General features: G+C 72.0%; 22 protein-coding genes. 10 read left to right on the plus strand and 12 right to left on the minus strand.

The genetic code is table 11. From position 1 onward, the window contains the following. The first annotated feature begins 134 nt into the window (after positions 1–134). A complete protein-coding gene (locus tag N912_RS0117195) occupies positions 135–1,484 on the plus strand; it encodes an MFS transporter (protein ID WP_051580350.1) in 1,350 nt (449 codons plus the stop codon). Here N912_RS0117195 and N912_RS0117200 read toward each other — a convergent pair. Together N912_RS0117200 and N912_RS0117205 are read right to left on the minus strand one after the other, a co-directional pair. After that, entirely contained in the window at positions 1,481–2,953 is a 1,473-nt protein-coding gene (locus N912_RS0117200; RefSeq protein ID WP_028923381.1) for an acyl-CoA synthetase, read from the minus strand. The genes N912_RS0117195 and N912_RS0117200 overlap by 4 nt on opposite strands. Further along, positions 2,946–3,818: an amidohydrolase family protein gene (locus tag N912_RS0117205; RefSeq protein WP_028923382.1), complete on the minus strand. Its 873-nt coding sequence runs from the start codon at positions 3,816–3,818 to the stop codon at positions 2,946–2,948. The genes N912_RS0117200 and N912_RS0117205 overlap by 8 nt, the downstream gene beginning before the upstream one ends. 70 nt (positions 3,819–3,888) lie before the next feature. Here N912_RS0117205 and N912_RS0117210 point away from each other — a divergent pair, with 70 nt between their 5' ends. Together N912_RS0117210 and N912_RS52605 are read left to right on the plus strand one after the other, a co-directional pair. Then, a complete protein-coding gene (locus N912_RS0117210) occupies positions 3,889–4,710 on the plus strand; it encodes a PaaX family transcriptional regulator (RefSeq protein WP_028923383.1) in 822 nt (273 codons plus the stop codon). A 119-nt stretch (positions 4,711–4,829) separates the two neighbouring features. Further along, positions 4,830–6,527: an AMP-binding protein gene (locus tag N912_RS52605; RefSeq protein ID WP_245645320.1), complete on the plus strand. Its 1,698-nt coding sequence runs from the start codon at positions 4,830–4,832 to the stop codon at positions 6,525–6,527. On the opposite strand, the gene N912_RS0117220 is transcribed toward N912_RS52605, so the two are convergent. Continuing rightward, a complete protein-coding gene (locus tag N912_RS0117220; protein WP_028923384.1) occupies positions 6,503–7,963 on the minus strand; it encodes an Nramp family divalent metal transporter in 1,461 nt (486 codons plus the stop codon). The genes N912_RS52605 and N912_RS0117220 overlap by 25 nt on opposite strands. 168 nt (positions 7,964–8,131) lie before the next feature. After that, on the minus strand, positions 8,132–8,893 hold the full coding sequence (locus N912_RS0117225) for an SDR family oxidoreductase (protein WP_028923385.1): 762 nt from the start codon (positions 8,891–8,893) through the stop codon (positions 8,132–8,134). Positions 8,894–9,139: 246 nt separating this feature from the next. Here N912_RS0117225 and N912_RS0117230 point away from each other — a divergent pair, with 246 nt between their 5' ends. Then, complete coding sequence (locus N912_RS0117230; RefSeq protein WP_028923386.1) at positions 9,140–10,762, plus strand: AMP-binding protein; 1,623 nt, start codon at positions 9,140–9,142, stop codon at positions 10,760–10,762. Here N912_RS0117230 and N912_RS52610 read toward each other — a convergent pair. The 3 genes from N912_RS52610 to N912_RS0117245 all read right to left on the minus strand — a co-directional run bounded on the left by N912_RS52610 (position 10,759) and on the right by N912_RS0117245 (position 13,436). Beyond that, positions 10,759–11,109, minus strand: coding sequence for a hypothetical protein (locus tag N912_RS52610; RefSeq protein WP_037065238.1), 351 nt, complete (start codon positions 11,107–11,109; stop codon positions 10,759–10,761). The two genes, N912_RS0117230 and N912_RS52610, sit on opposite strands and share 4 nt — an antisense overlap. Before the next feature lie 46 nt (positions 11,110–11,155). Continuing rightward, positions 11,156–11,809: a TetR/AcrR family transcriptional regulator gene (locus tag N912_RS52615; protein WP_051580351.1), complete on the minus strand. Its 654-nt coding sequence runs from the start codon at positions 11,807–11,809 to the stop codon at positions 11,156–11,158. A 109-nt stretch (positions 11,810–11,918) separates the two neighbouring features. Continuing rightward, on the minus strand, positions 11,919–13,436 hold the full coding sequence (locus N912_RS0117245; RefSeq protein ID WP_169747897.1) for an RNA polymerase sigma factor: 1,518 nt from the start codon (positions 13,434–13,436) through the stop codon (positions 11,919–11,921). A gap of 181 nt (positions 13,437–13,617) precedes the next feature. Here N912_RS0117245 and speB point away from each other — a divergent pair, with 181 nt between their 5' ends. From speB to N912_RS52620, 6 genes are all read left to right on the plus strand, one after another. Further along, positions 13,618–14,634 carry an agmatinase gene (gene speB, locus N912_RS0117250; RefSeq protein ID WP_028923388.1) on the plus strand — a complete coding sequence of 339 codons (1,017 nt, stop codon included), beginning with the start codon at positions 13,618–13,620 and terminating at the stop codon, positions 14,632–14,634. 27 nt (positions 14,635–14,661) lie between these two features. Beyond that, positions 14,662–15,354 (plus strand): response regulator transcription factor, encoded by a 693-nt coding sequence (locus tag N912_RS0117255; protein ID WP_028923389.1) that lies wholly within the window; start codon positions 14,662–14,664, stop codon positions 15,352–15,354. Then, positions 15,354–16,637, plus strand: a complete 1,284-nt coding sequence (locus N912_RS0117260) for a sensor histidine kinase (protein ID WP_028923390.1) — start codon at positions 15,354–15,356, stop codon at positions 16,635–16,637. Before N912_RS0117255 ends, N912_RS0117260 begins: the two co-directional genes overlap by 1 nt. Positions 16,638–17,042: 405 nt before the next feature. Continuing rightward, complete coding sequence (locus N912_RS0117270) at positions 17,043–17,885, plus strand: IniB N-terminal domain-containing protein (RefSeq protein WP_028923391.1); 843 nt, start codon at positions 17,043–17,045, stop codon at positions 17,883–17,885. Further along, entirely contained in the window at positions 17,882–18,373 is a 492-nt protein-coding gene (locus tag N912_RS0117275) for a L,D-transpeptidase (protein ID WP_028923392.1), read from the plus strand. The genes N912_RS0117270 and N912_RS0117275 overlap by 4 nt, the downstream gene beginning before the upstream one ends. A gap of 14 nt (positions 18,374–18,387) precedes the next feature. Then, positions 18,388–19,296 carry an LLM class flavin-dependent oxidoreductase gene (locus N912_RS52620; RefSeq protein WP_051580352.1) on the plus strand — a complete coding sequence of 303 codons (909 nt, stop codon included), beginning with the start codon at positions 18,388–18,390 and terminating at the stop codon, positions 19,294–19,296. Here N912_RS52620 and N912_RS0117285 read toward each other — a convergent pair. Genes N912_RS0117285 through N912_RS0117305 form a run of 5 tightly spaced genes read right to left on the minus strand, consistent with a single transcriptional unit; the run spans position 19,270 to position 23,678 of the window. Beyond that, positions 19,270–20,304 carry an amidohydrolase family protein gene (locus tag N912_RS0117285; RefSeq protein WP_028923393.1) on the minus strand — a complete coding sequence of 345 codons (1,035 nt, stop codon included), beginning with the start codon at positions 20,302–20,304 and terminating at the stop codon, positions 19,270–19,272. The two genes, N912_RS52620 and N912_RS0117285, sit on opposite strands and share 27 nt — an antisense overlap. Beyond that, positions 20,301–21,107 carry an ABC transporter permease gene (locus N912_RS0117290; protein ID WP_028923394.1) on the minus strand — a complete coding sequence of 269 codons (807 nt, stop codon included), beginning with the start codon at positions 21,105–21,107 and terminating at the stop codon, positions 20,301–20,303. Before N912_RS0117290 ends, N912_RS0117285 begins: the two co-directional genes overlap by 4 nt. After that, entirely contained in the window at positions 21,104–21,913 is an 810-nt protein-coding gene (locus N912_RS0117295) for an ABC transporter ATP-binding protein (RefSeq protein WP_051580353.1), read from the minus strand. The genes N912_RS0117290 and N912_RS0117295 overlap by 4 nt, the downstream gene beginning before the upstream one ends. Beyond that, a complete protein-coding gene (locus tag N912_RS0117300; RefSeq protein WP_028923396.1) occupies positions 21,895–22,692 on the minus strand; it encodes an ABC transporter permease in 798 nt (265 codons plus the stop codon). Before N912_RS0117300 ends, N912_RS0117295 begins: the two co-directional genes overlap by 19 nt. Beyond that, positions 22,689–23,678 carry an ABC transporter substrate-binding protein gene (locus N912_RS0117305; protein WP_028923397.1) on the minus strand — a complete coding sequence of 330 codons (990 nt, stop codon included), beginning with the start codon at positions 23,676–23,678 and terminating at the stop codon, positions 22,689–22,691. The genes N912_RS0117300 and N912_RS0117305 overlap by 4 nt, the downstream gene beginning before the upstream one ends. Positions 23,679–23,689 lie beyond the last annotated feature (11 nt).

The following is a 23,689-nucleotide window of genomic DNA, read 5'->3' on the forward strand; positions in this document are numbered from 1 at the left end:
ACGTCGCGGGGATCGTTTTCCTTGTGCTGCACGGCTGTTCAGGTGAAGGGTGCACTGATCAGGTGACGTGGCGTGTGATCCGGGCTACATTCCCGGCCATTACGCGCCCGCCTCTGGAGATCGGAGACGACGTGATGAGCACGCCGCACAGCAGCGAGCCCGGGCGGCTGGACGAGCGGTCGATCCGCAAGATCGCCATGCTCAGCCTGGTCGGGGCCAGCGTCGAGTGGTTCGACTTCTTCCTCTACGGCACGGCGGCCGCCCTGGTCTTCCCCAAGCTGTTCTTTCCCAACGCCGACCCGGCGGTCGGGGTGTTGCTCGCGTTCGCCACCTTCGGGGTGGGGTTCGTCGCCCGGCCGGTCGGCGGCGTCATCTGGGGCCACTTCGGTGATCGGTACGGACGCAAGCAGGCGTTCCTGACCGCGCTGCTGACGATGGCGGTGGGCAGCGTGCTGATCGGCCTGATGCCGACCTACGCCGCCATCGGGGTGGCCGCGCCGATCCTGCTCACCGTGCTGCGGTTCGTGCAGGGCCTCGCGGTCGGCGGGCAGTGGGGCGGCGGCGTGCTGCTGGCCACCGAGTACGCCCCGGCCGGCAAGCGCGGCTACTACGGCAGCTTCGCCCACATCGGGGTGCCGATCGGCGTGCTGCTCGGGGTGGTGGCGTTCTTCTTCCTGAACCAGAGCATGAGCCCGGAGGCGTTCCTCGGCTACGGCTGGCGGATCCCGTTCGTGGCCAGCATCGTGCTGGTCGCCGTCGCGCTCTACGCCAAGGCGCGTCTGGAGGACACCCCGGCGTTCCAGCACCTGCAGCGGCTGGCCGCCGAGGACGCCGAGCAGGACGTCGTCAGCCGCTCCCCGATCGTCGAGGTGATGCGGACCTCGTGGGCGCGGGTGCTGTTGGCCGGCGGCGCGTTCACGGTGGTCAACACCACGTTCTACCTGTACATCACGTTCAGCGTGGACTACGGCACCCGGATCCTGAGCATGTCAAGGGCCAGCGTGCTGCTGGCGCTGGCCATCGTCTCGGTGCTCCAGATCCCGCTGCTCGCCATCTTCGCCGCGATCTCCGACCGGATCGGGCGGCGCCCGATGTACCTGGCCGGCGCGATCGGCACGGCGGTCTGGGCGTTCCCGCTGTTCTGGCTGATGGACACCCGCACCGGCTGGGGCATGACGCTGGCCCTGCTCGGCGGCCAGACCGTGCTGAGCATGATGTACGGCCCGCTGGCCGCGTTCTTCTCCGAGCTGTTCAACGCCCGGCTGCGCTACAGTGGCGCGTCGCTGGGCTACCAGCTCGGCGCGCTGCTCGGCGGGGCGGTGTCCTCGATCATCGCCGTCGAGCTGTACCGCGTGTTCGGCAGCAGCGTGCCGATCTCGCTCTACATCATCCTGGTGTCCGTGATCGCGGTGGCCTGCACGCTGGCGCTGACCGAGACCTACCAGCACGACCTGGACGACGCCGAGGAGGCACTCGCGCGTTAGCCGTACCGCTCCCGCAGCCGGTTCTTGAGCACCTTGCCGGCGCCGCTGCGCGGCAGCTCGTCGACGAACACGACGGACTTCGGGATCTTGTACCCGGCCAGCGCGCCGCGCAGCGACCCGAGCAGGTCCGCGCCGTCCGGGGTGGCACCGGGACGGGCGACCACGACCGCCCGCCCGACCTCGCCCCACCGCTCGTCCGGAACCCCGATGACCGCGCAGTCGGCCACATCGGGATGCTCGCGCAGCGCCGCCTCCACCTCCGCCGGATAGACGTTCTCCCCACCGGAGATGATCATGTCCTTGAGCCGGCCGGCGATGCTGACGTAGCCGCCCTCGTCGACGGTGGCGATGTCGCCGGAATGGAACACCCCGCCGGCCATGGCCGCCGCGGTGTCATCCGGACGGCCCCAGTAGCCGAGCATGACGTTCGGGCCGGAGACGACCACCTCGCCCTTCTCCCCCGGCTTCACCGCGCGCCCGTCCGGGTCCACCACCGCGACGTCGGTGAAGAAATGCGGGACGCCCGCCGTGCCCGCCTTCGCCTCGCTGGCCTCCCGGACCAGGTACAGCGCGCCCGGCGACGCCTCGGTCATGCCGTAGCCCTGGCTGAACGACAGCCCTCGCCGCTGGTAGGCGCGGATGGTCGCCGGCGGCACCGGCGCCCCGCCGCAGGCGAGCTGGCGCAGGCTGGACAGGTCGGCGTCCGCCCACCCCGGGCATGCCGCGATGGCGTCGTACATGGTGGGCACGCCGAACATGAACGTCACCCGGTGCCGGCCGATCAACTCCAGCACCGCCGAGGGGTCGAACGCGCTCGCCAGCACCACGGCGCCGCCTTTGAGCAGGGTCGGCAGGCAGGTGACGTTCAGGCCGGCGGTGTGGAACAGCGGCGCCACCACCAGGGTGACCTCGTCGGCGGCCAGGTCCACGTCGACCAGGAAGTTCAGCGCGTTCCAGGTGATGTTGCCGTGGGAGAGCACCGCGCCCTTGGGCCGCCCGGTGGTCCCGGAGGTGTACATGATCATGCACGGGTCGTCCAACGTGACCGGCTCGTCGACGGGCTCGGTGGAGGCGGCCGCCAGCAGCGGCTCGTACTCCCCGTCCAGAGAAACCCGGCGCCCGGTCAGCTCGGCGGCGTGCCCGGGCGCGGACACCAGCACGCTCGCGCCCGAGTCGGCCAGGCAGTAGGACAGCTCCGCCCCGGTCAGGCGCATGTTCAGCGGCACGAACACCATGCCGTTCATGCCGGCGGCGAACAGCGTCTCCAGGAACGACGGGTGGTTCGGGCCGAGGTAGGCCACCCGGTCGCCGCGCCGCAGGCCCAGCCCGCGAAGCCCGTGCGCCAGCCGGACCGCGCGCTCGTGCAGCTCCCGGTAGCTCAGCCGGGCCTCGCCGTGGATGACCGCCGTCTTGTCCGGGGTCTTGCGCGCCCGGCGGGCCGTCCACGAGCCGATGCCCTGGTCACGCATGTCCGAGCCCGAGCAGCGCGGCGGCGTTGTCCTTGAGGATCAGCGGCCGGACCTCGGGCTTGATGTCCAGCTTGTCGAAGTCGGCCAGCCACCGGTCCGGCGTGATCAGCGGGTAGTCCGAGCCGAACAGCACCTTGTGCTTGAGCAGCGAGTTGGCGTAGCGCACCAGTTGCGGTGGGAAGTACTTCGGCGCCCAGCCGGACAGGTCGATGTAGACGTACGGCTTGTGGGTGGCCACCGCCAGCGCCTCGTCCTGCCAGGGGAAGGACGGGTGCGCCAGGATGATCCGCAGCTCGGGGAAGTCCACCGCCACGTCGTCGAGGAACATCGGGTTGGCGTACTTGAGCCTGATCCCGGCACCGCCGGGCACGCCGGCACCGATGCCGGTCTGCCCGGTGTGGAACAGCGCCGGCACGCCGAGCTCCTCGATCGCCTCGTACAGCGGGTACGCCATCCGGTCGTTCGGGTAGTAGCCCTGCAGGCACGGGTGGAACTTGAACCCGCGCACGCCGTGCTCGGCCACCAGCCGGCGGGCGGCGCCGACGGCGGCCCTGCCCCGCCACGGGTCGAGGCTGGCGAACGGGATCAGCGTGTCCGGGTACCGGGCGCAGGCCTCGGCGACCTCCTCGTTGCGGATCGGCGGATGGCCGGTGGCGTGCTCGGCGTCCACCGTGAACACCACGGCGGCCATGTTGCGCTCGCGGTAGTGGGCGGCCAGCTCGTCGATGGTTGGTTGGCGGTGGCCCTTCGACCCGAAGTGCTTCTCGGAGGCGGCCATCAGCTCGGGCGAGAGCGACGGGTGGCCGTCGGCGGACACCTCGGCGTGGGTGTGCACATCGATCGCGACCAGCTCGTCCGTGTTCATGCCCCTACGTTAAGCATCATCGTGACCGTCAGCAATGAACTGCCGAACTTTAGACGGTACGCTGGCCACCGTGAACGCGAGGGAGGGCGGCGACCAGCGGCCCCAGTCGCTGCTGCTCAGCTTCCTCGGGATCTACGTGCTGGACCGGCACCTGGCGGTGTACTCGGGCAGCGTCATCGAGGTCTTCGCCAAGGTCGGCGTGTCCGAGGAGGCGGTTCGCTCGACGCTGGCCCGGATGGTCAAGCGCGGGCTGCTGGCCCGGCACCGGCGCGGCCGCAAGATGTACTTCGGGCTCACCGCCAGGTCCGCCGCGGTGCTCACCGAGGGCGACCACCGGGTGTGGCGCACCGGCGCGGTCAACCGCGACTGGGACGGCACCTGGACGATGGTCGGGTTCTCGCTGCCCGACTCCTGGCGCGCCCGCCGGCACACGCTGCGCGCCCGGCTGGTCTGGAACGGGTTCGGCCCGCTGCAGAACGGCCTGTGGATAGCCCCCGGCGAGGTGGACGTCCCCGCTCTGCTCGACGACCTCGACCTCACCGACCACCTGCGAGTCCTCACCGCCCGCCCGGCCAAACCGACCGACGACGCGAACCTGATCGCCACGGCGTTCGACGTGGACGCCATCGCCGCCGCCTACCACGCGTTCCTGGCCCGCTGGGACGTCGCCCACCCGCGCCCCGAGGCCCCCGACGACCTGGCCCGCCAACTGCTCCTGCACACCGACTGGCTCCAACTGGTCCGCTCCGACCCCCGCCTACCCGCCGCCCACCTCCCCGCCGACTGGCCCGCCATCCGCGCCGAACACGTCTTCCAAACGCTCGCCCGCGCATACCAGGCCACCGCCACCCCCCTAGCCACCACCACCCTGGACACCCTCCCCCTGCACTAACGCGGCGGGGGCGGTCGCACACCTACTTCGTGCCTCGCACACCCGTTCCAGCGCGTGTGCGAGTGACACAGTGGGTGTGTGAGCGCCCGGTGCGCTGGCCACGGCGGTCGGGTTGGGGCATGCTCGGGGCTGTGGTGCGGATGATCACGCCGGAGGCGGTGGGGGGCGCGGTGCGGCAGGCCGCCGAGCTGACGTGGGGGCTGGGGCTGCTCGCGCAGGCGGGCGTGGTGGCGCCGATGCGGCCGGACCGGTTCCTCGGGATCGCGTCGGGCGTGCTGCGGTGGGGGCTGTCGATGGCCGCGGGGTACGCCGCGGGGGCCGCGCGCCACCCTGACCGCCCCGCTGTGGTGGATGAGCGCGGCGTGCTCACCTACGCCGAGATGCACCGGCGCAGCGACCGGCTGGCCCGCGCCCTGGCCGATCTGGGCGTGGAGGCCGACGCCAAGATCGCCGTGCTGTGCCGCAACCACCGAGGCCCGCTGGAGCTGGCCGCCGCGGCCGCCAAGCTGGGCGCCCACGTGGTGCTGCTGAACACCTCGCTGTCGCGCACCGCCACCGAGGACGTGCTGCGCGAACAGGCGGCCACCGTGCTCGTCGCCGACCAGGAGTTCGCGCTCGACCCGCCCGAGCTGCCCCCCGGCGGCCGGCTCATCACCGCCTGGCTGGACCCGGGCACCGCGCGCCCCGGCGAGCTGACCCTGGACCGGCTGATCGAGGCGGACGGGATCTCGCTGCTGCCGGTCCGCCCGCCGGTCGCCAAGCTGATCGTCCTCACCTCCGGCACCACCGGAACCCCGAAGGGCGCCGCCCGCCCCACCCCGCGCAACTGGGCACCGGCCGGCGCGATCCTCTCCCGCATCCCGTTCCGCGCCGGCGAGCCGGTGTTCATCGCCCCGCCGGTGTTCCACACCTGGGGTTTCGCCGCGCTGCAGCTGGCACTGATGTGCGGCTCGCCGGTGGTGCTGCGCCGCCGGTTCGACCCGGCGGAGACGCTGCGGGCGATCGCCGAGCACCGCTGCGAGACGGTGTGCGCGGTGCCGGTGATGCTGGCGCGCATCCTGGAGCTGCCGGACGCCGAGCTGGACCGCTACGACGTGCGGCTGCGGGTGGTGGCGACCAGCGGCTCGGCCCTGCCCGGCGAGCTGGCCACCAGGTTCATGGACCGCTTCGGCGACGTGCTGTACAACCTCTACGGCTCCACCGAGGTCTCCTGGGTGAGCATCGCCGACCCGGCCGACCTGCGCGCCGACCCGCACACCGCCGGCCGCGCCCCCTACGGCACCCGCCTGGCCATCCTGGACGACAACGGCGACCCGGTGTCTCCCGGCGAGGTCGGCCGGGTGTTCGTCGGCAACGACATGCTGTTCCTCGGCTACACCCGCGGCGGCGCCTCGATCGATGAGGTCGACGTGCACGACGGCATGATGGCCACCGGCGACCTGGGCCGGCTCGACGACGACGGCCGCCTGCGCCTCACCGGCCGGAGCGACTCCATGATCGTCTCCGGCGGCGAGAACGTGTATCCCGGACCGGTCGAGGACGTCCTGGCCGCCCACCCCGACGTCCGCGAGGCCGCCGTGATCGGCGTGGACGACCCCGACTTCGGCCAGCGGCTCGCGGCCTACGTCGTGCTCGCCGACGGCGCCACCCTGGACGCCGACGGCGTGCGCACCCTGGTCCGGGAGCGGCTGTCCCGCTTCTCCGTACCCCGAGACGTAGTCTTCCTGGACGAGCTGCCCCGCAACCCCACCGGCAAGGTCGTCCCCCGCAACCTGCCTCGGCCGAACAACCCTCAGCCGAACAACATGGCACCGTAGGAGATGGCCAACCGCACCGAGAAGTACCCGTAGAACAGCACCGCGACGATCATCAGCCCGAGCCGGACCCCGCGCACCTTGAGCGTGGCCGGCAGCGCGCGCCGGTTGAGCTGGATCAACAGCACCGAGTACACGAACATGATCACGCCGCTGAGCGCCGAGGACACCACCAGCAGGGCCAGCGGCTGGCTGAACCCGGCGAGCAGGATCACGATGCCGATCACCACCATGGCCCACACGAAGGCGAAGTAGAGCCGGCTCTCGGTCCACCGGGTGCTCTCGGCCAGGTGCAGCGTCTTGAGCACGTCCGCGATGACCCGGCTGACGTAGTCCACGTTCGCGAACGCGGTCAGCAGCAGCCCCAGCCCGCCGATCACCAGGAACAGCGTCCCGAACCACCCGCCGACGGTCTCGGACACCGCCGTGCTCATGCCCCGGATGAACGTCAGGTTGCCCTCGCCCGGCAGCCGCCGCTCGAACACCGTGGAGTACGCCAGCATCGAGAACACGAAGATCGACAGCGCGGTCACCAGCCAGAACGTGACGGCCTGCTCGATGTTCGCGACCCGCCACCAGCCCCAGAACCGGCGCAGGTTCTTCTCGTCCTGCCGCACCATGCTCCCGGTCGCGGCGACGGCCACGTCCTCACCGGTGACCGGCGAGACGATGTGCGGGATGTGCGCGCCCATCCCGAAGCCCTTGTCCCGGATCCAGTTGCTCTGCGCCAGGTTGCCCACCCCGCCCGCGCCGGCGAACGCGATCGCGCCGAGCACCAGCGCCGCGTCCAGCCCGCCCGGGATCTTGCCGAGCCCGGTGCCGAACCCGGTCACCACCGTGCCCACGTCACCCCACGCCCTGGCGCTGATCCCGACCGCCAGCACGATGACGAGGAAGATCACGACCGCGACGACCTTGACCGACTCGATCTTCTCGACGGCGTTGTAGACCACCGGTGAGATGGTGAGCGTGAGCCCGATCGCGACCAGCACGCCGATCGCCACCCAGGTCGCCCCCGAGCTGCTCAGCCCGAAGATGAACCCGAGCACCGTCGCCCCGCTGGTCGCCCAGCCCGGCCAGACGATCGACACGAACGCCGACACCGCCATCACCGCGCCCCACGGCTTCCACAACCGGGCGAACCCCGCGATCGCCGTCTCGCCCGTCGCGAGCGTCCACCGCTCGATCTCCATGTTCATGAAGAACTGCAGGCTGACGCCCACCAGCGCCGCCCACAACATCACCAGCCCCACCTGCGTGGTGATGTACGGCCAGAGCAGGAACTCCCCCGAACCGATGGCCAAGGCGGCCATGATCACGCTCGGCCCGAGCACCCGCCGCAACGACTGGGGCTCCGGGATCTCCTTGTAGGGCATTGCCGGAAGGTTCTTGCTGGGGACCTCCGCGGACCACTCCGTTGGGGCCACGTTCTCCGCCATCGTCCTTCTCCCGTCGATTCTGGCGACTCTTCCGCCGATCACCCGGCCGCCATGGCCGGCTCGCGCGCATTGACCTCCGATTCCGCCTTACGGAAAACGATTTCCAACTCGAATACGGAGACGGTAAGGCCGCGCCCGGGCCGGCACAAGACCCAACTGTGATTGGGTTCACACGTGGTCGGTTGTGGCCAGCCACCGCTCGAACGTCGGGCCGGCCAGGAAGGCGTCCGGGCCGGGCAGCAGCGCCCCGGACTCCTGCAGGGCGGCGTCCGGATCGTCGGGGTCGCTCACGCCCTCGACCCTCAGGTTCGAGGCCCGTTTCGCGATGAGCAACCTGGCCATGTCCACCAGGTCCTCCGCCCTCGGCCCGGCGATCTCCACCCGCGCCGGCTCCTCGCCGCCGTCGGGCGCCACGGCCTGCTCGACCAGCACCTCGGCCACGCTCCGGGGGTCGACCAGCTGCGTCTGCATCCTCGGCACGTACACCACGTCGCCCCGCGTCCCCCATTCCACGAACTGCCCCACGAGCTCATGGAACTGCGCCGCGCGCACAATCCGAACCGGAATCGTCCCGGCCAGCATTGCCCGCTCGTGGGCGACCTTCGCGGCGTTGTAACCGCCGGTGAACCGGTCGATCCCGATGATCGAGACCACCACGATCCGCCGCACCCCCGCCCGGGCACCCGCCGCCTGGAGGTTGCCCGCCGCCACCGTGAAGAACTCCGTCGCCGGCCCCAGCTCCGGGGACGGCCCGGTGGCGGTGTCGACGATGCACTCGACGCCGGCCAGCGCCGCATCGAGCCCTTCCCCGGTGATCACGTCCACGCCCTGCGCCCGCGACATCGGAACGACCTGGTGCCCCCCGTTCTCCAGCAACTCCACGACATGGCGCCCGACCCGACCGGTCGCGCCCGCTACCGCGATCCTCATCCCGTCCACCTTCTCCCCGCGTACGTCCGTCGGTCAGAACCCTGACGTGGCGCGCGCCGGCAATGTGACATCCCTTATCCGAACCCGCGCAAATCCCGTCCGGGATTCTCGAACAAACAAACAACGGCACGCACGATCCGACCGTCACGACACCGTCACTTATCGCTCGGAACCGGCATCCTTGCCCACCACCACCGTGTTCGCGAAACTGACGCCAATGACCGACATCACCGCACGGCGGGAAAAGTGATCAGTCCCGACGAGTACGTCGACGGGCTGCTCGACGCCTACGACCACCGCCGAGCCCGCCCCGCCGACCTCCTCTGCGACCGCCACCCCGCCGACGACATCGCATTCACGATCATCGAACCCGACCTGTCCGCCCAGGACCTGACCTACGGCGAGCTGACCGAACTCTCCGCGAGGTTCGCGGCCGGACTGGCGGCCCTCGGGGTGGGCGAGAACGACCGAGTGGCCACCTTGATGGGCAAGTCGGCCGAGCTGGTGATTGCGCTGCTCGGCATCTGGCGGCTCGGCGCGGTGCACGTGCCGCTTTTCACCGCCTTCGCCCCGCCGGCAATAGCCCTGCGGACCACCGGCAGCGGAACGAAGGTGATCATCGCGGACGCCGACCAGCGGGCCAAGCTGACCGAGGCCACGGACTGCCGGGTGGTGACGGTCGGGGGTACGGGCGCGAGCGGTGACGTGGCGTTCGGCGCGCTGCTGGAGCATCCGCCGCTCGACACGGCGGCCACGACCGGCGGCGACGGCACGCTCATCGAGCTGTTCACCTCGGGCACCACCGGGCGGCCCAAGGCGGTACCCGTGCCGGTGCGCGCGCTGGCCGCGTTCCGGATGTACGCCGAGCGCGGCCTCGACCAGCGCGCGGACGACGTGTTCTGGAACGCCGCCGACCCCGGCTGGGCGTACGGGCTGTTCTACGCGGTGCTCGCGCCGCTCGCGATCGGCCGGCGCAGCCTGCTGCTGCACGCCGGGTTCGACGCGGCGCTCACCTGGCGGGTGCTCGACACGTTCGGCGTCACCAACTTCACCGCCGGTCCCACGGTGTACCGGGCGCTGCGCAACTCCGGGATCGCCCCGCCGGACGGGCTGCGGCTGCGGTGCTGCTCGTCGGCCGGCGAGCCGCTGCCGCCGGACGTGATCACCTGGGCCCAGCGCGAGCTGGGGCTGCCGATCCACGACCACTACGGCCAGACCGAGATGGGCATGGCGGTGGGCAACGCCTGGCACCCGTCGATCCGCGCCGCGCTGCGCCCGGGCTCGATGGGGCGGCAGCTGCCCGGGTTCACGGTTGCGGTACTGCGCGCGGACGCCGACGAGGTCGCCGACCCCGGCGAGCGCGGCCGGGTCGCGGTGGACTGCACCGCCAGCCCGCTGATGTGGTTCACCGGCTACCGCGACGCGCCGGAGCGGACCAGGGAGCGGTTCAGCCCGGACCGCCGCTGGTACTACACCGGCGACGTGGCGGCCAAGGACGCCGACGGCTACCTCACGTTCGCGTCCCGCGACGACGACGTGATCCTCATGGCCGGCTACCGGATCGGCCCGTTCGACGTGGAGAGCGCGCTGCTCGCGCACGAGGCGGTGGCCGAGGCGGCGGTGATCGGCGCGCCCGACGAGCTGCGCGGCGAGGTGGTGGTGGCCTACGTGGTCCCCCGGCCGGGCGAGGCCGCGACCCCGGAGGCCCGCGACCAACTGGCCGCCGAGCTGCAACACCTGGTCAAGACGCGGTTCGCCGCGCACGCCTACCCGCGCGCGGTCTACTTCGTGGACGAGCTCCCCAAAACGCCGAGCGGGAAGATCCAGCGCTTCGTGCTGCGCCAGCAGGCCGCCGCCGACCGCGTCTAGCCGCCGGGAGTGGTCGCCTCCGGGTCAACCCCCTGCAACCGCAGCGACTTGTCGTTGTAGAAGTCGCAGCCGTTCCTGATCACCTGGCGCTCGCACTTGTCCTTCTGCTGGCGCTCCCAGGTTGTCATGGGCCGCAGCCCAGGGGCCGGAGCCCTCGGCGCCGGGCTCGCCACGGATGGCGGGATCACCAGGTTGACGCTGGTCGGCGGGGTGCTCGGCGCCGGCGCCGGCGGTGGCTGCTCCGGCTCCGCCCCGGACGACCCGGCACCGCAGCCGGCCATCAGCGGCGTCACCACCAGCGCGGCCACGGCCGGCACCACCACGCCGCGCCTGACGAACCGAAGCATCCCCCGATTGTCGACCATCGCGGCCCGCCGCTTCCGCCGGGGCAAGCTAGGCATCCGGCTCCGCGCGCACCAACGGCAGCACGACCTCGTCGACGATCTCCAACAGCACCTCGTCCTCGATCGGCGGGCCGTAGAGCAGGATGTGCTGGCGCAGCAGGGTCGGGCCGACGCGGGCGATCGTGGGGGTCAGCGCGCCGGGCCGCACGTCGCCGCGCACCACGCCGCGCCGCAGCACCTCCATCATGGGCGCGAGCACCGGGTCGATCAGGTGCTTCTGGAACGCCTCGCGCAGCTCCGGGTTGCGCATCAGCTCGACGATCATGCCCCGGGACGCCTCGCCGGCCGGGCCGTTCACGTGGTCGGCGAACTGGTGGAGCTGGGAGATCAGCTCGGCGCGCAGGTCCCCGGTGTCCGGTGCGGGGACGAACTTGGGCACGGCGTGACGGATCGCGTCGACCACCAGCTCCACCCGGCTGGGCCACCGCCGGTACAGCGAGCCCTTGCTGGCCTTGGCCCGCGCCGCCACCCGGTCCATGGTCAGCTCGGCGTAGCCGACCTCGGTCAGCTCGTCCAGAGTTGCCTGGTAGATCGCCTCGTGCAGCACCCGGCCCCGGCGGCGCGGCCGGCGCCGGAAGTCGGCCTCCGCATCCTCCGCCGAGGGAACGCACGGCGGCGCGGCGGAGTTCTTGTGGTCGAGCATCACCCGAAAGAGTCTAGACGACCGAGGGGAACCAGCGGCTACGGAGCGCCACTTTGAGAACAAATAGGCTCTTACTACGGACTATCCGTGCCTTATAACACCGCACCGATCACCGGCCGCCGCGACCACCATCACCGGGGCCACCGCCACCGCCAGGACCGCCACCACCATTGCCGCGTCCCGGGGAGCGGTCGCCCTCGGGGCCGCCTCCCCAGTGTCCGCCGCCGGGCCAGGGCTGCGACCAGCCGCCCTCGACCCGGGTGTGCTTCTGGCCGCCCCGGCCGTCCGGCCAGCTCTGGTCCCAACCGCCGCCGACGCTGGAGCGCGGCCGCTGGTCGCGACCGTCCCCCCAGGTCTGCTCGAAACCGCCGTCGATGCCCGTGCGCGGCTTGTCGCCCTCGGGTTCCTTCGTCGGCTCCGAGGGACGCGGCTGCTCGCTCGTCGTGGGACGGGGCGGATCGGTCGTCGTTGTCGGGCGCGGCGGATCGGTCGTCGTTGTCGGGCGCGGCGGATCGGTCGTCGTTGTCGGGCGGGGAGGATCGGTTGTCGTCGTCGGGCGCGGCGGCTCGCTCGTGGGCGGCCGAGGCCGGTCCGACGTCGGGCGCGGCCGGTTCGACGGCAGGTCGGAGACGCCCAGGTCCGGAGAGTCACGGCGAGGGCTCGCCCCGCTCGACCGGTCGCCCGGGTCGGTACGCCCGCTGGCCTCGTCCCTGGGCGACGCGCCCGGGGCCGACGACGTGGACGGCACTGCCGGCTGGGGCGCGGCGGCGACCGGCGGCGGCGCCGAGGGCGTCATCGAGGGCGTCGGCGGCAACGCCGGGATCGGCACCGGCGACGCGGGTTCGCTGCCCGGCCCCGGCGGCGCCGCGGTCCCGGAACCGCTCAGCGGAGGCCCGCCCAGCCCCGACGCCGCCGGCAGGTACGTGGCCACCGCGTACACCGCGCCGACGCCCGCGAGCGCCACCACCGCCGCCGTGGTCGCCATGACCTTGGCCCGCAACCGCACCGCCCGCCCGAACACCTGCTCGACCGCGCCCCGGTCGGTCCGGTACGACAGCGCGTGCGCCAGGTCGGCCAGCTCGCGCGCCACCCGGGGGTCGATCGACTCCGGGTCCCGGCTCATGTCCTCGGGCAGCGTCCGCCCCATCCGCAACGCCAGGGCGTGACCCGCGTACGCCACCCGCGCGGCCACCTCGCTCGGCGGCATGCCCTCCTCGTCGCCGATCCGCTCGTAGCTGAGCCCGCCGATGTAGTGCAGCGCCAGCACGGTGCGCAGCTCCTCGGACAGCTCGCTGAGCGCGTCGAAGATCGGCTGGACGGGCGGCGCGATCCACTCGGGTTCGTGCGCGGCGGCGGGTGTCCGCGCGGCGCGACGGCGCGGCGGGCGTATCTGCCGCGCCCGCTGGCGGGTCCAGCTCGACGGGTCGGGCAGCGAACGGACCCGCTCCCAGCGCATCCAGGTGTCGGCGAAGGCCCGCTGGGCGGCCCGGTGCGCGTGACCCCGGTCGCCGCGCAAGGCGTGCAGCAGGGCGACCAGCCCCGGGTAGTTGGCGTCGTGGAACCGGGCGAACTCGGCCTTCCTGGCCGCCCGTGGCCGCAGCGCCCGGACGGCGCTGAATGGGTCCATCATCCAACCCTTCGCCTCGAGATCGGCCGGCCCACGACATGGGAGTGCTCGCCTTCACTGGTTCCAACGGCGCAACATCACATCGGGTGACGCCCTCAAGACGCTTTGTGTTTATTTTTCGAACCGACCGTGCAACGCGTGAGACGATCGTGAAACTCGCCCCCACTCGAATGGAGAACGCGTGGCTCGCTACGGCGCCCAGTACGGGCCGGACATCACGTTCCTCGGCGTGGACCGCTGCGACTGGTCCGACCCGTCGACGTTCGCGGACGCCGACGTCGTGATCCTCGGCGCGCCGTTCGACGGCGGCACCTCGCACCGGCCCGGCACCCGCTTCGGCCCGCAGTACATCCGGCAGAGCTGCTACCTGCCGCACGACGGCTCGCGCCCGTCGCTGGCGCTGCGAGTCGACGGCCTGGGCACTGACCTGCGGGTCTACGACGCCGGTGACGTGGAGATGTACTCCGGCGACGCCGAGCGCTCGGTCCGCGACCTGCAGGCCGCCGTGTACGCGGTGGCCCGCACCGGCGCGATCCCGCTGATCCTGGGCGGCGACCACACCATCGCCTGGCCGGACGCCGCCGGCGTGGCCCAGCACCTCGGCCAGGGCCGCGTCTCGATGATCCACTTCGACGCGCACGCGGACACCGGGAACATCAGCTTCGGCTCGCTGGTCGGGCACGGCCAGCCGATGCGCCGGCTGATCGAGTCCGGCGCGCTGCGCGGGGACCGGTTCCTGCAGATCGGGCTGCGCGGCTACTGGCCGGAGCCGGACACGCTGGCCTGGATGGCCGAGCAGCGGATGCGCTCCTACGAGATGACCGAGATCGTGGCGCGCGGCCTCGAGGAGTGCCTGACCGAGGCGTTCGGCATCGCCACCGACGACTGCGACGGCGTGTTCCTCTCCGTGGACATCGACGTCTGCGACCCCGGCCACGCCCCCGGCACCGGCACCCCCGAACCCGGCGGCCTGACCGGACGCCAACTGCTCGACTCCGTCCGCCGGATCGCCTACGAGCTGCCGGTGGTCGGCGTCGACGTCGTGGAGGTCTCACCGCCGCACGACATGGCCGAGATCACCTCCTTCCTGGCCAACCGCGTCGTCCTGGAGACCCTCTCCGGCATCGCCCGCCGCCGCCGCGACGCCGCCGACGGCACCACCTGGGACCCCCGCCAGCCGCTCCTGGATAACCGCTGATCAGAACCCGTGACTAGGCTCGACGGCGTGTCTCGGCTGCTCGTGGTGGAGGACGACGAGACGATCGGTGACGTTCTCGCGTCGAGCCTGCGCGCGCACGGGCACGAGGTCACCTGGCAGCGCACCGGGCACGGCGCGCTGGACTCGGCGGACGCGACGGACTTCGGGCTGGTACTGCTCGACCTCGGCCTGCCCGACCTGGACGGCATCGAGGTGTGCCGGCGGCTGCGCACCCGGCTGCCGGCGTCCGTGCTGGTCATCCTCACCGCACGAACCGACGAGATGGACGTCGTGGTGGGCCTGGAGGCGGGCGCGGACGACTACCTGACCAAGCCGGTGCGCCTGGGCGAGCTGCTGGCCAGGATCCGGGCGCACCTGCGCAGGGCGGGCCCGGCCGCGCCCGGCACCCGCCCGGCCCGGATCGGCGACCTGCTGGTGGACACCGAGGGGCGGCGGGTCACGGTGGCCGGGCATGAGCTGGCGCTGCGGGCCAAGGAGTTCGACCTGCTCGCCCGGCTGGCCGCGAGCCCCGGCGTCGCGGTGAGCCGGCAGACGCTGATGACCGAGGTCTGGGACGAGCACTGGTACGGCCCGACCAAGACGCTGGACGTGCACGTCGCCGCGCTGCGCAGGCGGCTGGCCAGCGTGGCCGACAAGGGCACGGTGCCGAGGATCGTCACGCTGCGCGGGCACGGCTACCGACTGGAGCCGTCCGGCTGATGCGCACCCGGATCGTCGGGCTCGCGGTGCTCACCTCGGTGCTGGCCATCGGGCTGTTCGGGCTGCCGCTGGCGCTCGGCATCGCCCAGTACGCGATGCTGGACGAGCAGTCCAAGCTGGTCAGGGTGGCCGACGCGACGGCGATCGCGGTCTCCCCCGAGCTGCACGACCACGACGTGCCCTCCGAGATCCCGGCGGCCAGGGACAACACCGCGCTCGCGGTGTACGACCGCGACGGCACCCGGGTCACCGGGGACGGGCCGGCCCGCGACGAGCTGGTCCGCCAGGCGCTCTCCGGCGACACCGCGACCGGCATGGACGGGGCCAACCTGGTGGTCGCGGTGGCCGTCACGCACGAGTCGGACGTGATCGGCGCGGTCCGCGCGGCCAGCCCGAGGGCCGTGGTCTACGACCAGGTGCGGATGGCCTGGCTGGCGATGGGCGGGCTGGGGCTGCTCGCGGTCGGGCTGGTCTGGCTGCTGGCCCGCCGGCAGGCGCGGCGGCTGGCCGGCCCGCTCGAAGAGCTGTCCGGGACCGCGCGCCGGCTCGGCGACGGCGACTTCAGCGTCCGCAACGACCCGGTGGCCATCCCGGAGATCGACGCCGTCGGCCGCTCGCTCAACCGCACCGCCAGCCGGCTCGACGACATGCTCGCCCGCGAGCGGTCCTTCTCCGCCGACGCCTCGCACCAGCTGCGCACCCCGCTCACCGGCCTGCGGCTGCGCCTGGAGGCCGCCCTGGACCGCCCCGAGCACGAGGCGCACCGGGCGATAGCCCAGGCGATCGCGGACGTGGACCGCCTGGAGCGGACCATCGCCGAGCTGCTCGCGCTGGCCCGCGACGCCCCGCACGCCAACTCCGCGCCGCTGGACCTGGCCGCCCTGCTCGCCGAGATCGAGACTGGCTGGCGCGACCGGCTGGCCGCCGAGCACCGCGAGCTCCGAATCACCGTGGACCCGTGCGCGCCCGAGTCCACCGCGTCCACCGCCGCCGTGCGCCAGGTCCTCACCGTGCTCCTCGACAACGCCGCCACGCACGGCTCCGGCACCGTCACGGTCACCGTCCGCGACGCCACCGAAGCCCTGGCCATCGACATCACCGACGAGGGCCCCGGCATCACCACCCCCGAACCCGCCCTGTTCACCCGCCGCTCCACCCGAGCCACCGGCCACGGCATAGGCCTACCCCTCGCCCGCTCCCTGGCCGAAGCCGAGGGCGGCCGCCTCACCCTCACCCACCCCTCCCCACCCACCTTCACCCTCCTCACCCCCGTACCCCGCTAACGCCCCCACAACCCCTCCGCGAGTCGGGCGTCCTGGCACACCGAGTCGGGCGTCCTGGCACATGTCCGTCGCCGTCCCACAACGCGAGCGCCCGTGTCCGTCCGCGATCCAGGTGTGCTGGAACGCGCGACTCACTGTGCTGAGAGCCCCGACTCGCGGACGGGTGGGGGCGGGCGGGGGTGCGGCGGGTGGGAGGCCGGCGGGGCGAGGTTTTGCCGTCCCCTTACCCGCGGGAGGGCGGCGCCTAATCCGGGGCTCCGTAGCGTCGGGCCGACGAACCCCCGAGACCTTTTGGAGCACACCTTGATCACGGTTGTAGTCGTGGTGGCCGCCGCGTTCGCGGCACCGAAGGCGCTGAGTCTGCTCGGCGACAAGATGCTCGAGCTGGCCTGCGAGTAGGCGATCATGGCTGACTCGACGCTGCTCGACTGGATCATGTCCCTGCTGCGCGACCCGGAGGCGCGGGCCGACTTCCAGGCCGACCCCCAGGGCTACGCCGCCGACAACGGCCTGGCGAACCTGAGCGCCGCGGACGTGCACGACGCGCTGACCCTGATCGCGGACAACCAGTCCGCGGGCTATGACCACCGGCACGGCGGCGACAACGGCGTGCACTACCCGCCGCCGAGGCACCCGGACCACAACGACGGTGACGGCGCCAGCTACCTGAACAACTACGTCACCAACAACTACACGACGATCGAGGACCACTCGACGAACATCGACAACTCGGTCCACCAGAACATCGACACCGACGGCGGCGACTTCGACCAGGTCATCGACAACGACCCGGTGGTGGCCTCCGGCGACGGCTCGGTGGCGTCCGGCGGCGACATCCGCGACAGCGACATCACCACCGGCGACGGCAACGTGGTCGGCGACGGCAACCAGGTGGTGAGCGGCCACGGCAACACCACCGCGTTCGGCTCCGGCGACGCCACCGACGCCAGCTTCGAGGGCGCGCGGTTCGGCGACGGCAGCGCGGTGTCGGTGGGCGGGAACGCGTACGGCAACAGCGAGGACAACGACACCAGCACCTCGGTGTCGAACTCCGGCTCCGGCGACACCTCGGTCAACGCCGCCGGTGACCACGGCTACGCCGACCAGGCCGCCGACCAGAGCGCCACCGACAACAGCAGCTTCAGCAACTACGAGGACAACTCCAGCAGCTACAGCGATAACGAAATCAACTCGAACAACGACAGCCGAAGCATGGATAGTCACGACACTGTTGTCGACCACGCGTGAGCGGCCGAACCGTCCGCCGAGCGCTCCCCCTCGCCTCGGCGGTCGTCATCGTGGCCTTACCGCTGGCCGGGACCGCGTACGCCGCCGAACCTGCCCAGTCGCCAGGGCTCATCCCGGGCACGCCGTGCGCGGTCGGGGTGAAGGCCTGCGTGAGCCTGGGCGCCCAGCGCGCCTGGCTCACCGACGGCACCAAGGTCGTGAACGGCCCGATCGACGTGATCAGCGGCGGGCTCGGCCAGGAGACCCCGGCCGGTGACTTCGCCGTGGACTGGAAGGACCGCGACCACAAGAGCGGCGAGCACAAGACGCCGGAGGGGCTGCCGTCCCCGATGCCGTTCTCGGTGTTCTTCGCCCCCGGCGGCATCGCGTTCCACGAAGGCACGTTCGACAGGCCCTCGGCGGGCTGCGTCCGGCTCGCCAGGGCCGACGCCGAGCTGTACTTCACCACCCTGCAGGTCGGCGACAAGGTGCAGGTCAAGGGCGGCTGACGATAATCGGTCGCATGACGACACGGATCGGCCTGCTGCTGCCGTCGCGCGAGGTGACGATGTGGGCGGACGGCGACGTCGGCCGCCTGGTCGACGCGGCGGTGGCGGCGGAGGCGGACAGGTTCGACTCGGTGTGGGTCGGCGACTCGCTGCTGGCGCGGCCCCGGCCGGAGCCGGTGGTCACGCAGTCGGCCATCGCGGCCCGCACCTCGCGGATCCAGCTCGGCACGGCGGTGCTGCTGCCGCTGCTTCGCCATCCGCTCACGCTCGCGCACTCGCTGGCCACCCTGGACCGGCTGGCGAACGGGCGGCTGGTGGTCGGCCTGGCGCCGGGCTCGGACGTCCCCGGCACGCACGCCGAGCTGGCGGCGGTCGGCAGGCGCGGCGACCGCCGGGTCGGCGACCTGCTCGACACCGTGGCCGAGTGGCGCCGGCTGTGGGCCGGTGACAACGGGCCGCGGCCGAGGCCGAGCGCCCCGGCCGGCCCGCCGCTGTGGCTGGGCGCGCAGGGGCCTCGGCTGCTGCGGCTGACCGGCTCCCGGTTCGACGGCTGGATGCCGTTCAGCCCCACCCCCGCCGACTACGCCCGGGGGCTGGAGGCCGTCCGGCACTCCGCGAAACAGGCCGGCCGCGATCCCGGCGAGGTCAGCCCCGCCGCGTACCTGACGGTGGCCATCGCCGACGACAAGGCGGACGCCGACCGTGCCCTGGACGCGTACATGACCGAGTACTACGGCCAGCCCGCCGAGGTCATGGCCCGCATCCAGGGCTGCTACACCGGCGACCTGGACGGCGCGGTCGACTGGGCTCGCGGGTACGTCGAGGCGGGCGCCGCGCACCTGATCATCCGGTTCGCCGAGCCCGGCCTGACCGGCTACCACCCGCTCGCCGGCGAGCTACGCGCCCGGCTGAGCCTCGCTTAGGCGCATCAGGTTGCGGATGTTGCGGACGTAGATGCGCTCGCGTTCGTCGTCGGTGATGTCCAGGCCGTCCAGGACGCGGATCGTCTCGCGGATGTACATCGGGCCGCCCTCGGGGTCGAACGGGCAGTCCGAGGCGAACAGGACGTGGTCGGCGCCGAAGAACTCCAGGCCGCAGCGGATGCCGATGGCGGAGCCGGACAGCGCGGTGTCGGCGTAGAAGCGGCGGAAGTAGTCCAGCAGCGGGCGGGGCAGCAGCTCGCGCCGCATCCGCTGGTAGTCCTCGCCGGCGGTGCGGCTGCCGAGCTGGTCGCTCCAGCCGAGGCCGATGCGGCCCTCCAGGTACGGGATCATGGCGCCCAGGTGGTGGGTGATGATCTTGATGTTGGGGTGCCGCTCCAGCAGGCCGGAGAAGACCAGCCGGGACATCGCGACGCTGGTCTCGTACGGCCAGCCCAGCGCCCACCAGATCTCGTAGCGGGAGGCGTCCTCGGTGGCGTAGTCGGCGACGCCGGCGCCCCGGGCCGGGTGCATCCAGACGGGCAGGTCGCGGCGGGCCATCTCCTCGAAGACGGCCAGGAACGCGGGCTCGTCCAGGGGACGGCCGCCGACGTTGGTGAACACCTGCACGCCCCGGGCGCCGAGGTCGTCGATCCCCCTGGCCAGCTCGACCAGCGCGGCGTCCGGGTCGTTCATCGGCAGCGAGGCGACGAACGCGGGGAACCGGTCGGGGTACTTGTCGCACAGCGCGCGCATCGAGTCGTTGGCCAGCCGGGCCAGCGCCGGCGACTCCGACGGGCCGGCGAGCAGCTCGATCGGCGGCGAGGACAGCGTGAGCACCTGCTGGTAGCCGTCGCCGAACTCGTCCATCATCCGCAGCCGGGCGTCCACGTCGTGCAGCGTGGTCAGCTCGAACCAGCGCTTGAGGGCGCCCCGGTCCACGGCGAGCTCGCCCATCCGCTCGAAGTACGGGGCGGGCAGGATGTGGCTGTAGGCGTCCAGCTTGGTCATCTGTCTCCTCGGGATGTCTCGGGGACCCACCGGGTGAGCCGGCGGTCGACGGCCTGGACCAGCGCCACCGCGCCGAGCGCGACGGCGATGATGACCAGGAGCACGGCCAGCACGCCGGCGCCGTCGAAGCGCCCGCCGGCCTGGGTGACGATGTGGCCCAGCCCGACCACGGCGATGAACATCTCGCCGTTGATCATGCCGGTCACCGCGCGGCCGACGCCCAGCCGCACCCCGGCCATGATCATCGGCGTGGCGGCGGGCAGGAGGACGCGCAGCAGGATCTGGGGCTCGCTCGCGCCGTAGGAGCGCGCCATCTCGACCAGGTGCGCGGGCACCGACCGGATCGCCGACGCGGTGTTGATGATGATCACGAACACGGCGTACATAACGACCACCGCGACGATCGAGCCCCGGCCCGCGCCGAGCAGCGAGAAGAAGATCGGCGCGAAGACCAGCGACGGGGCGGTGAGCAGCGCGTAGACGTACACCCCGAGCGCCGCCTCGACCTTGCGGTAGCGGCCCATCGCAACGCCGGCGACCAGGCCGACGACCAGCGAGATGACGAACCCGAGCACCAGGTTGACCAGGCTGTCGGCCAGGTTCGCGACGATCTGCCCGCCGGAGGCCATCGCGGCCAGCCGGGCCAGCACGGCGCTCAGCGGCGGGAAGAACGGCACGGCCGCGAGGTGCCCGACGACCTCCCAGGCCACCGCGCCGGCGGCCAGGCTGATCGCGGCCGGCGGCAGGCCGCGCCAGGACAGCTGCCCGCGTGGCCTCGGCGCGCCCTCTGCCAGCGCGTTCATCCGGAAACCCGAGACGCGGAGTGTTCCTCGTGCATGTCCCGCAGCCGGTCCCACAGATAGGCGGTGACCTCCACGTAGTGACCAGAGCGTTCCAGCGCGCCCAGGTCGCGCGAGCGCGGTCGGTCCAGCGGCACCGGAACGATCTCGGCGATCCGCCCGGGCCGCGCGCTCATCAGCACCACCCGGTCGCCGAGCAGCACCGCCTCCTCCATGCTGTGGGTGATGAACACGACCGTCAGCCGGTGTTCCTCCCAGATGGAGAGCAGCTCCTCCTGCAGCAGCCGGCGGGTCTGCTCGTCCAACGCCCCGAACGGCTCGTCCATCAGCAGCACCTGAGGCCGTACGGCCAGCGCGCGGGCGATGCCGACCCGCTGCTGCATGCCCCCAGACAGCTCGCCGGGCCGCTTGGTTTCGAACCCGGACAGGCCCACCATGTTGATCAGTGCGCGGGCCCGCTCGTCCCGCTCGGCCTTCGCGACGCCGCGCATCCGCAGCCCGAACGCAACGTTGTCCAGCACGGTCGCCCAGGGCAACAGCGCGAAGTTCTGGAACACCATGCTCCGGTCCGGCCCCGGCCCGCGCACCGGCCGGCCACCGATGTGGATGTCGCCCTCGTTCCATCCGATGAGGCCGGCGATGGCCTTGAGCAGGGTCGTCTTGCCGCAGCCGCTGGGGCCGAGCACCGTCAGGAACTCGTTGTCGCCCACGTCCAGGTCGACCTCGCGCAGCGCCTCGACGGTGCCGCCGTCCTGGCCGACGAACCTCTTGCCCAACCCACGGATCTCGATCACGGTGTCCCAGCCCATCTGGTCAGCTTGCGTTCACACCACCGCGCCGCGGAGATCAGCAGGACCGCCTCCGCCAGGATGATCACGATGGTTCCGTAGAGCAGCGGCGCCTTGAACAGGCCGCGATATTGCAAGATCAGGCCGCCGAGCGCGGTGGACACCATCAGCAGCTCGACGATGACCATCCCGGTGACCGCCCGCCCGACGCCCAGACGGATGCCCGTCATGATCGCCGGCAGCGCGCCCGGCAGCAGGATCCGCGTCCAGACCTGCCGCTCGGTGGCCCCGAACGAGCGGGCCATCTCGATCAGCGACGGGTCCACCTGGCGCACCCCGGCGCGCGCATTCACCACCACCATCACGATCGAGAAGATCGCCACCAGGATGACCCGCGAGGCCAGCCCGAACCCGACCGACATCACCAGCAGCGGGATGATCGCCGCCATCGGCGTGACCAGCAGGATGTTGAGATAGACGTCGGCGAGCCGCTCCAGCCGCCGGAACCGCCCCAGCACGATGCCCAGCGGGATGCCGACCACCACGGCGATGCCGAACCCCAGCACCAGCGCCTGGTTGCTGACGTACAGCGCGCGCCACAGCTCCCCGCTGCCCAGCAGTTGGACGGTGGCCCTGACCGTCTTGGTGAAGGTCGGCAGCAGCAGCCCGCCGCGCTGGCGGGCGTAGATCTCCCAGCCGGCCGCGAACACGATGAACGTCAGCAGTTGGTACGGCAGGCTCGCCGCCGCGATCCGCCGGAATACGCCCGGCGGACGCGCGGACTGAGGGCCGGCGGTCATCGGGCGGCCCTGACGAAGCTGAGGTCGGCCGCGTCGGCGGCCTTCATCCCGGGCTGGATCACACCGGTCCTGGCGAAGAAGTCGATCGTGCCCTGGACATTGCGTTCGGTCAGCGCCGCGGCGTCGAACAGCTTGGCGTCGACGTACCGGTTGGCGATCGCGGCCACGTCGGCCTTGTCCTCGTCCGGCAGGTACTTCGTCACCAGTTCGACCAGGTGCCGGGGGTCGGCGTTGATCCGTTCGTGCTCGCGGACCAGCGCGGTCACGAACGCCTGCGCCACGGGGCGGTGCTCGGTGAGGAACCTGGCGTTGGCGTAGACGGTCTGCGGGTGCAGGTCGGGCAGGCTGGCCGCGAAGTCGACGACCCGGCCGAACCCGGCCTTGCCGGAGGACTCCAGGGCGACCACGTCGGAGATCTCCAGCGGGGTGGCGTCGATCTGGCCGGTGAGCAGCGCCTGCGCGCGTACGTCGGAGCCGCCGATGGTCAGGTAGTTCGGGCGGTTGCCGGCGGCGCAGCTGCGGCCCACCCAGTCCTTGGTGATCGCGGTGGCCACCGCGCCCTCGCTGAAGATCCCGAACGGGCGCCCGCTCAGGTCGTCGCAGGAGCCGATGCCCGGCTTGCCGTAGACCGCCCACTGGTTGCCGATGACGTCCGCGATGATCTTGATGGGCGCCTCCTGCTCGATGGCGATCAGCGCCGGGCTGGTGGCCTCCGCCGAGATCGCGTAGTCGCCCTTGGCCAGCCCCTCGATGGCCAGCTCGGGCTCGGCCAGCTCTACGACGTTGACCTGGTGACCGGCGGCGCGGACCGCGTCTATGGCGGCCAGGATCGGCACCGTGGTGATGTCCGGCTCGATGACGGCCACTGTGAACTCGGGCCTGCCGTCGCCGTCGGTGTCGGTCGCCCCGCCGCCGCCACAGGCGCTCACGCTCACGGCGAACAGGGCCACTATCGGGATCGCGGTGAGACGTTTCAGGCGAGGCATGAGGCCTCCTT

The sequence above is a fragment of the Actinospineispora acaciae DSM 45401 genome, assembly GCF_000620785.1.
GTDB lineage: Bacteria > Actinomycetota > Actinomycetes > Mycobacteriales > Pseudonocardiaceae > Pseudonocardia > Pseudonocardia acaciae.